Annotated in this window: 11 protein-coding genes; 2 read left to right on the top strand and 9 right to left on the bottom strand. The window is 60.7% G+C overall.

The genetic code is table 11. From position 1 onward, the window contains the following. Positions 1-711 (top strand): IS256 family transposase (locus EGJ34_RS03895; RefSeq protein WP_125359220.1); only part of this gene is annotated, 711 nt, incomplete at its 5' end. Positions 712-1,433: 722 nt separating this feature from the next. On the opposite strand, the gene EGJ34_RS03890 is transcribed toward EGJ34_RS03895, so the two are convergent. From EGJ34_RS03890 to EGJ34_RS22095, 3 genes are all read right to left on the bottom strand, one after another. Beyond that, positions 1,434-3,818 (bottom strand): WG repeat-containing protein, encoded by a 2,385-nt coding sequence (locus tag EGJ34_RS03890; RefSeq protein WP_185750055.1) that lies wholly within the window; start codon positions 3,816-3,818, stop codon positions 1,434-1,436. Between the two features lie 187 nt (positions 3,819-4,005). After that, complete coding sequence (locus EGJ34_RS03885) at positions 4,006-4,491, bottom strand: hypothetical protein (protein ID WP_125359218.1); 486 nt, start codon at positions 4,489-4,491, stop codon at positions 4,006-4,008. Between the two features lie 9 nt (positions 4,492-4,500). Next, complete coding sequence (locus tag EGJ34_RS22095) at positions 4,501-4,794, bottom strand: HigA family addiction module antitoxin (protein ID WP_185750054.1); 294 nt, start codon at positions 4,792-4,794, stop codon at positions 4,501-4,503. A 926-nt stretch (positions 4,795-5,720) separates the two neighbouring features. Here EGJ34_RS22095 and EGJ34_RS03875 point away from each other — a divergent pair. Further along, complete coding sequence (locus EGJ34_RS03875) at positions 5,721-6,065, top strand: HigA family addiction module antitoxin (protein WP_125359216.1); 345 nt, start codon at positions 5,721-5,723, stop codon at positions 6,063-6,065. Positions 6,066-6,154: 89 nt separating this feature from the next. Here the strand turns inward: EGJ34_RS03875 and EGJ34_RS03870 are convergent, their stop codons facing one another. From EGJ34_RS03870 to EGJ34_RS03850, 6 genes are all read right to left on the bottom strand, one after another. Next, positions 6,155-6,520 (bottom strand): DUF596 domain-containing protein, encoded by a 366-nt coding sequence (locus EGJ34_RS03870; RefSeq protein ID WP_125359215.1) that lies wholly within the window; start codon positions 6,518-6,520, stop codon positions 6,155-6,157. Between the two features lie 257 nt (positions 6,521-6,777). Further along, positions 6,778-6,951 carry a hypothetical protein gene (locus EGJ34_RS22090; RefSeq protein ID WP_185750053.1) on the bottom strand — a complete coding sequence of 58 codons (174 nt, stop codon included), beginning with the start codon at positions 6,949-6,951 and terminating at the stop codon, positions 6,778-6,780. A 25-nt stretch (positions 6,952-6,976) separates the two neighbouring features. Then, positions 6,977-7,297, bottom strand: coding sequence for a YrhB domain-containing protein (locus tag EGJ34_RS03865; RefSeq protein WP_221740377.1), 321 nt, complete (start codon positions 7,295-7,297; stop codon positions 6,977-6,979). Between the two features lie 114 nt (positions 7,298-7,411). Beyond that, positions 7,412-7,885, bottom strand: a complete 474-nt coding sequence (locus EGJ34_RS03860; protein ID WP_125359214.1) for a contact-dependent growth inhibition system immunity protein — start codon at positions 7,883-7,885, stop codon at positions 7,412-7,414. A 41-nt stretch (positions 7,886-7,926) separates the two neighbouring features. Continuing rightward, entirely contained in the window at positions 7,927-8,337 is a 411-nt protein-coding gene (locus EGJ34_RS03855; protein ID WP_125359213.1) for a hypothetical protein, read from the bottom strand. A gap of 18 nt (positions 8,338-8,355) precedes the next feature. After that, positions 8,356-8,838 (bottom strand): hypothetical protein, encoded by a 483-nt coding sequence (locus EGJ34_RS03850; RefSeq protein ID WP_125359212.1) that lies wholly within the window; start codon positions 8,836-8,838, stop codon positions 8,356-8,358. Between the last annotated feature and the right edge of the window lie 378 nt (positions 8,839-9,216).

The raw sequence follows: 9,216 nt of genomic DNA, 5'->3' as shown, positions 1-9,216 counted from the left end.
CGCGTCAAAGTGCGCGACGAGGGTGTAGTGCGCAACAAAGCGATCTATCTGGCATTAGGCGTTCTACCTGATGGAAGTCGCGACATCCTGGGCATCTGGATCGAGAACACAGAAGGGGCCAAATTCTGGATGAAAGTCTTCAACGACCTCAAAACGCGCGGCGTGGAGGACGTACTGATAGCGGTGACCGATGGCCTTAAGGGCATGCCCGAGGCGCTGGCGGCGGTCTATCCGGCGGCGACCCTGCAGACCTGCATCGTGCACCTCATCCGCAACAGCTTGGATTACGCCGGTTGGAAGGATCGAAGGGCCCTCGCAGCCGAGCTGAAGCCCATCTACCAGGCCATCAATGCAGAGGCGGCTGAACAGGCCCTGGAGGCGCTGGATGGCTCGCCGCTGGGCAAACGCTACCCCTCGGTAGCCCAGGCCTGGCGACGATCGTGGGACCGCGTCATACCCTTCTTCGCGTTTCCACCTGAGATCCGTCGCGTCATCTACACCACAAACGCCATCGAGAGCGTTAACGCGCAGCTGCGGAAGGTGATCAAAACCCGAGGGCACTTCCCCACCGACGAGGCGGCGATCAAGCTGATCTGGCTGGGGCTGCGCAACATCACGGCCAACTGGGGAGGCACCAGCCACGGCTGGAAGAACGCGATGAACCAATTTGCCGTACTTTACGGGGACCGATTCATCCGGAGCCCTTACTGAGAAGCCGGGCTGTCAAAAGACAGCCCACGTCGCCCGAACACAAAAATACGGACACTCTCCAAAAGAACAGTACACCCGCTTCGAGCATGCCAACGCCATCTTGCAGGCGTACACAGCCTCCGACGCCATCATTTGTGGAGACCTTATCTGCGTCAACACCGACCCGAACGGCAAGCGGCAAGGCGACAAGCGGCAATACCGCCAAGCGCTGCCACGGGAGCAGAAGTGAGTGGATCGGAGTCCATTGCGCAGGCTGGGCCGACGTCAAAGGCAGCCGGGCAAGCCCGGCTCTACGAGATCTTCCACACCAGATCCAATCCGGTCTCATCCCACACCGCATAGATGCGTTCGTACTCGGCTTCCACAACCCAACCCGGCTACGCTCGACACTCGGATTCGTGTCACCAAACGACTACGCAATGCAATTGAAAGCCGCTACCTGACCCCGTACTTCTTGGCGTCCGATTTCAGGGGACAGGTTCACACCCTCGCTCGGACGTCTCAAGGTAACGTAACACCCGAACAGCCATCGACGAGCCATCTGTCTGACGGGCCGCGCCGCAGACTCGACACACGACAATGCGATGCGACGCATCCGCCGCCCCAAACAGCAAGTCGCTAGCAGCGATGCTGGGCATTGTGCTGGAGTCTGGTTGCGTTGATGTGGTTGCGCCTAGAGCAGCCGGGCAAGCCCGGCTCTACGAGCAATGCCGCGTCCGCGGTCATTTGCCGCCGACGACGAGCAGCGCCTGCGCGAGCTCGCGTGACAGGCCCACGAGCTTCAGCACGCCATCTTCGCGGGTGAACGTGGCGAAGGGGTAACGGTCGCGTTGCAGCTGGCCCGATGGGGGCAGCTGGTATCCGCTGGTGAAGGGCAACGACTTGCCCTGTGCTTGGCGCGATTCCAGTGCCGGCAGCCGCAGGTACCAAACCTCGGCGCAGGCATCGGCCAGGCCAGGTTCGTTCTCCGGATACAAGCCGCCACTCCCCACCACTTCAGCACTTGCCAGCAAGGTCAGCAACCGCGGCAACAGGTCATCGCCCAGCTGGGCAGCATCCACCTGCATCGCCTTTGCGAATGATTCCGGGTTTGTGGTCAACCCCACCAGCATGGCGGTTGCGCGCGACTGGAGTACCAATGAACCCCGCAGGTTCTCAGCCTCGGCCTTCCACTGCTCCTTGCTGGCTCCCTTCTTCAGCGGCTGCATGGCCGCCGTAAAGGCAGTCAGCCACTTCGTATACGCCTGCTGCGCCTCACGCTGCGACCAAGCAGGCACAGTGCAGCGCGGTGGCGGATCAGCACGCACCCAGCGCACCGGCAGTTTCAGCTCCGCACATTCCTTGCAGGTCACGCTTCCGTCGCCAGCATCAGTGAAACTCAGACCAGCACTGGCCGGGTCCGCGCAGGCAGAAGCATCAGCCGCCCTGCCGATGAGCAGCCGGAAACCATCTGGCTGCCTGCAATGCGGCAAGGACAACCGGTGCGCCGCCCGATCCGCCTCGGGGAACAGCTCGAACAACGCATAGGCCTGCGGCCCCGAGAGCTGGATGCTGGGATACTGCGCCTCACGAAGCCGGCCTTCGGCGTAGGCGCGCGAAATGGCGGCATCGTCATTCAGGTCAGCCGGTAGATAGCGCGCCTCGATCACCGGGCGGATAAGGCTGGCCATGGGGTGTCCGTCGTAGGGTTCATGCAGCACGGTTGTTTCAACAGGCTTCGTGCTCACATGCCACGCTCCCTCACTCCACTGCAACTGCAGGGGTCGCCGCTTGCCCTTCTCGGTCACCGTGAAGCGAGCGCCGCCATTGCGGCCCCGCCCCGCATCACTCTCTTCAACTTTCTCGTACTTCAACGGCGTGACCGCATTGCCCTGCGCATCCATCAAGCCGTAACGACCGTCCAGGCTCACAACAAACAGCGGCTCCTGCCCGCCGTCGTATTCGAATACCCGGTCAAACCGAACCGGAACCGGGCACTTGCCGGTGGTGAAATCACACACACCCGTGCGCTCGCCCTCGCTCACCTGGTACAGCACACTGCCGTAGTCCAGTGGGCTGGCGCTCTCGAACTTCGCCGGAAACAGCTCGCGCCCGCCTGCATCCAGCGCGCCAATGCGGCCGTCTTTGAGCACGCGGAAGATCAACTGGCTGTCCTTTCCGGCCGGGCCATCGGCCAGATCAAGATCAATGCCATCCCAGCGCGCCGGCAGCAGCACCCTGCCCTGCGCGTCCATCACGCCAACACGGCGCTCGTCCCAGCTTTCACCTTCGACGAAACGCAGCCAGCCTTCGTGCTCGCTCTGGAGCGGCTCGATAAGCTGGTACTGGGGAGCCATCCGCTCGTTACCCTGCGCATCGATCAGGCCGAAACCACTCTCGCCCTGAACCAGGGCACTTTGCCCCAAGCCACTGATCTCTGAATACTTGCCGGGCGACACCCATGCCCTGCCCTCGGTATCGAACACTCCCTGGCTGCCGACCACGCGTTCGCCCTCGGCCCACAGTGTCCAGTCGCTGGCAGCGGGTACGCCAGGCACTGGCTTACCGCCTTCATCGAACACCTGCCAGTCGGCATCCTTGGCGGGCCTTGCCAGTACGAAGCCCCCGCCGATGCGAAGTTGCGCATACTCCTGCGGGAGCGCCCAGCGCTGCGCCTTCGGGTCATAAGCACCCGTGCGATCCTGACGGGTGATCGACCAAGGCGTACGTTTGGCATCGAAAACGGCGAAGCGCTCGTTCTGCAGAGGCAGAACCACCTTGCCGTTGTGGTCCACCAGACCACAGCTTTCATTGTCTTCCCGGCACGCCTGCAGCAGGCTCGTGCCCTCCATCCGGTCCACCCGCGCGTACTCCGGTTGCAGCAGCACTTTGCCGTCGGCGCGCACTGCACCCCAGAGCGATCCGCGCGAGACCAGGGCCACATCGCCTTCCGGGTAGAAACCATCCAACTGTTCCAGCAGCACCTTGCCCTTGGCGTTGAGCAGGCGGGCCTGATCTGCCGTCTTCTCTACCTGGACGGCCGGCGTCCAATTGCGGGTCTGGGCGTGTAACGCGGTGGCGCTGACCAGCAGCGCTGCGGCCAGAAGAGTGCGGTGGAACACGGGCATTGGGGGGGCTTGGTCGAACGAACGGGGCATGGGGACTTTAACAGATGGGGTCTGTCGCAAAGCCTGGTAGCGTCGGTCGACAGACGACGGCCATGAAATAACCAACATCCGGTAACGCATGAACCCTAATCGAAACCGCGTTGATCTGCGGAAACCCCGCGCCAACAGCAGCCGGGCAAGCCCGGCTCTACGAGATCTTCCACACCAGGTTCAATCCGCACTCGTCCCGCACCGCGTAGATCCGCTCGTACTGAAATGACAGCACGAAACGGTGCGGGTGCTGGTCAGCAAACAGCTCGATCAGCTGGTAGATCTGCCCGAGGCTGTCCAGCATGTAGGCGGCCCGGAAATGAAACGTCATGGTCAGGCCAACGCGCCACGGCACCCGCATACCCCGCGCCCTCACCGGCACCGGATCGCGATGCACCTGAAACCCGTAGCCACACCGCGAGCCGGAAAGCAGCCCGCCCTCGATGATCCGCTTTCCCTGCAGCACCGGATTCAGACCAGACAAGGTCGATGCCACATCTTCCACCGTGGCACCTGACTCCATCTCCAGAACCATCACCAGACTCATACCCAAACCCCCTGCTGCCTGGGCGACAGCCCGCCTTCGTTGACGGGCTGCGCTCGAACGGAAAACCTGGGTCGTGCGATATGCGTAGCGACCCATTGTGAAGGCCTACCAGCGCACGCGCGGACGAATCAGATCGATGTCCTCGCCCCAGGCGCAATCGGCCATCTCCCTTTCATGCTTCACCTGCAGGTCCACCCAGTACAGCGGCGCGTCACCGAAATAGCGGCCCAGGCGCATCGACAGTTCGGTACTGATGGCACTTCGACCGCCAATGACCGACTCCAGCCGACCGCGTTTCACCCTGATCGCTTCCGCCAGGCGGCGAATGGACAGGCCCATGGGGCGCAGGTAGTCCTCCATCAGCACCTGCCCTGGGTGGATGGTCGGCGATGGGGGCACCAACGACACAGCACCGAAGGCACGATCCCCGCCCCCGGGGGAACTGCCGCCAGACGGACCAGCGGGCGACTGAGAATGAGCCGCTACGGTTTCGCGGCCACACTGAGGGCACGCCGGAATTACATGGTCATCAACACCTGCAAGGCAACACTGCTCGCACATGGGTTCCTCCCAGAACTGGGTCATGAATGAGTTCAACGATGTGGCACCGCGGCGCGCAGCAACGGCGCGGCGGGATGCCGATCAGTCAGTCGGGGCAGCGCCCGACGTTATAAGGCGTGCTGGCGCGCGCGGCGGGGCAGCGCTAATCGGCTGCGAGCGCGCGGAAGACATAAGCGAAGGCCTCGAGTGGGCAGCTCGAAGCGATGGATGAAGGCCCAGAACGCGTACATCACAGACTCCCGGGGAAGTGCCTTTCCCCCCATGGGAAAGGCGTCGGGAGCTAGAAAACCGCAGCACGTAACGGTGTGGCTTATTCCCCCACCTTGGGGGGGTGTTGTATTCGCCACCATCCCGACCTTGGGATCCAAAGTCTACGTACTAAAAGAGTTTTCTAGACTCCGGGGGCAACATTGCCGGAAGCCAAGACGGATGTGAAGGGCCTGTTTCCACGCGTTGCGTGCGATTTTGATAGGCCATCTTCAAGGTTGACGCGTATGGCATGAAAAACGGATTTTTGGCGCGGATTCCGCGCCAGAATGGCCACGTTCTGGCGAAACTCTGGCACGGATACCTGCCACCAGTTCTTTCTGGCAGGCCTCCGTGCTGTCGCATGTGGCTCACAGGCCAGCGTTCGTCGATGGATTCGCCGGTATCGCTTCAGCAGGGCATCTATCCGCGGTTTGGCGCTCACCCAACTGAACGGATTTGGAAAGCGGTCTCGACCGATCGAGGTAGCGTAGTCCGTCCTACTCGTAGAGATGACCATGCGCACTGTCCCCTACCCAACTCCTGGTGAGATCCTGCTGCATGAGTTGTTGGTACCCATGGGCATCACCCAGTACCGCTTGGTCAAGTCCATTGGTGTATCACAGCGACGGATCGGACAGATCGTAACGGGGGACCGCGCGATCACAGCCGATACCGGTTTGCGCCTGTCGCGCTACTTCGGTACTTCAGAAGGATTTTGGACGGGCCTGCAGGAATCTTACGACCGTAACAAGACCAAAGATGCCATTGCCGGCATCCTGGCCAGCATCCAGCCATTCCAGCCTTCCGCCCAATTTTCGGAAAAGCATGAAGGGGCGTTGCGCACAGCCTTGCGAACCTAGGCTGCGCGCATGACTCGCAACAGCCGGATCGACCGCCCTGCCACTGCGGAGCCCGCGTACGGGACACTCATCTCGCAGAGAGCGTTGCTCTATGTCCAGTTTTCGGTGCCATCAGGGCCAATCCAGACCACCCCGGCGGGTGCCTCCGCCAGGAACCAGAAGTACATTTCGTCTTCGCTTCCCGAATCGTCTGATGGCCAAGCGTCCTTAAGCCGCGCAAGCTGCTCATCGATGCTGCCACCCAAGAAGACTCCGTCCAATGCGAGTCGCATCGCCCCCACGCTCATCTGCTCGTGCAGAAAGAGGAAGAAGAGCTCCGTGCGCGCCTTAAAGCTGATATCCAGCGTCGAGACATCCACATTCAGCGACTGCCACAGACTGCCCATTGAATAGCCGCGCGAGTGCCTCAGCACCGAGTCAAAGATCGCCCTGTTGTCCAACTTAGGAATCTTCACGCTCGCACCGCGACAGGCTGGCACTGCCTCGTTCCCATGAAGCAGGTGCACACCCAGATGTTGGCCTTGTCGGCATTAGCAGAGTCAAGCTGCTCAGGGTCCGAATCGCACAGTTGCTGAGGCACCTCTCCATCGCCCGGGCAGCCACCCTCTTCCCCAGTTGGAAACAACTTGATCAAGCCAGCAGTCCCACATACGCGAACCATCTCGGCACCGATCTTCCACTGGCCACAGGCGGGAATCACGATGACCACTATTCAATTTTCCTCAATCGGTGCCGGAAGACGACTTGCAGGAGCCTCAACTTCAATGAGCTTCTGTGATCGCGCGAAGCGGTACTGATCCGCGGCCCACACCAATACGAAGGGTGCGATTACCACGACTACGAATGCGAGCAACACACACCCAACGACCACCGTCTTCTTCTTCATTTATCCTTCCATTGACTCAGATCCACTAGCCACTAGCAGACGTACCCTCAGACCGCTTCATGATCAGGTAGTCCTGCACCGAGTCATCCGGGTGCTGAGCAGTACCCAGATACACAAGCTCCTCGGTGTACTTGTCGACAAGGATCGGACAGTTACCCACCAGTCGTGCCGACAACTCTCCTGACGTCAAGAACTCTTTAGACTCGTAGCAGAAGAACCAGCCATCGGAGAACTCGCCCTCATACGTAACCTCGACAGGCACTGAAGCCTGTTCCAGCTCCGCAAGAACCCTGGCCAGCGCGGTCTCATAACTAATCATTAGCTTGCGCCCTAGAGGCGAACTCATGATCGGCTGCCCGGTAGTTCATTTGCAATCCCCCAAAGCCCTGCGCATAGCGGCACCCACATCAGCAGGCGCGGCGCTCGCGCTAATCTTCAAGCTCCCATCCTCATCCGAGGACTAGGACCAGCCTTCCTTGCCGTCTCGATACGTGGGAGTCATGACAATCTCACTGTCAACCATGGAAACCTGGCAGTTCCTCAGCCCAGCAAAGAGCGCACGCCTGCTCTTGTAGCCGTACTTGGCCATCAACTCTTTCACCCACGACTCATATCGATCGCCGATTCGCACAGGATCGTGCAGCTCGGCATCCACGCCAGCCTCGGGATTCACGCGCTTGTGTGCATAGGGAGCGACGAACCTGCTCTGCGCGAGGCAAGTCAGGACAGCCTCACCAAGACGTTCATCACACGCCGACGGCTCCAGATAGATTGCCGCGCCCTGTGGATCGACGATGCTAGCCCGATATCCTGAGCAGGTCCTCAGGCAGAAGAACCGATCATTCGCGAGGACGCTTGCCCATGCGATTTTCTGAACTTGATGTGGCCTGCGTGGCCCGAACAGATTCGACAACCGCTGCAGAATGCTTTCCATGCTCAGTCACTCCATCAGAAACCATACTCCGCGCAGGAGCACTACTCGCAGAACTCGAGTGAGAACTCTCCGCCCACGCCGCACTCGACGGCGAACCTATAGCTACCATCTGGCGCATACACAATGAAGCGGCCAGTGACGACATCCTGACCACCCATGAAGTCTCCAACAGCAACTTCGACGTTCAGCCGGATCGCCATCTGGCGTCCGATCAGCCCCAACGCCTCACCATAAACGTCCTGATCACAGTACGCGTCCAGCCGTAGCGGGTGGGTTCCATGACCCATCGCCAAGTCATAGCCAACCAACTGCTTGCGCGCATCGGGTGATGCCTCCCAGTAGGCGGCCTCATCTATGAGGGCCCATTCGTACACACCAAGGGCGCGGGCCAGGGCCGCCAGAACCTGATGACGCTCGGGTGTCCCCGCGATGGAGAGCTCAAGAATATTCATGATATTCGACGGCAACCTTTACGCTGAACCCGCGCGTAGACAGTCAACTGGAAAGAGAACACCCCGTTCCAATGGCACTCCAGCGTCGGCAAACACCGCCTCAATCCTTTCCATGATTCCTTCCTTGAGCTCCCCTGGCTGCCCCTCGACAGCGTACTCGGCAACCAGCTGCAGTGCCATTTCGGTTGACGTCAGCTGCGGGTTGAGCCAGAACCGTTGAGCCTCCTCGCTCAGCACGGCAGGACTGAGGCGCGCCAGTCCTCGGCAGAAGCCCTCGCAACTGTCGACCCCCAGCTCGTCCAGAACGCCTTCGTCCCACAAGGCCCACAGACCTGAGCTGAGACACCGGAAGATGACCTCGACCGCGTATTGCCACCGATCTACGTCAACGGTCTCTGCCACTCCACCTGCCAGGGCACTTGGCGAGTAGTCGTCCAACGTCAGCAGATAGAGGTGCCAAGGCAACTCTGACAGGTCCACCGGGTAGTCAGACAATCTCATGCGATCCACCAATGTGCAGCTTCAGGGAAGACGCGTTCCGCCGGCACGATATCGGCGCTGCGTCGCCCTTCTTGAGGCATGGCCCGGCCACCAAGGCCCCGCAAAGCCAGCGGCAGCACAGGAACCTAGACTCCTTCAGTACACGCTTTGCCTTGACTCGCAGCCCGTCATCACCAAGCTCACCGGGATCCACAGGGCCATCGCCAGAAACGTGAATGTCTACCGCTATGGAGTCGCCTCTCAAATTCCGGCCGGTCCAGCAGGCCGCACCGCCACGAAGGCCACCCAACCAGATCAGTAGTAGTCTCCACGAGAAAAATGCTTACCCGTCGCCGTAATTTCGTCTTTCTTGAAGTAGGTCGTAGTGCTCTCCCCATG

Source organism: Stenotrophomonas sp. 278, assembly GCF_003935715.1.
In the GTDB taxonomy this organism is placed as follows: domain Bacteria; phylum Pseudomonadota; class Gammaproteobacteria; order Xanthomonadales; family Xanthomonadaceae; genus Stenotrophomonas; species Stenotrophomonas maltophilia_AH.
This window is presented reverse-complemented; position numbering and strand designations above follow the sequence as displayed.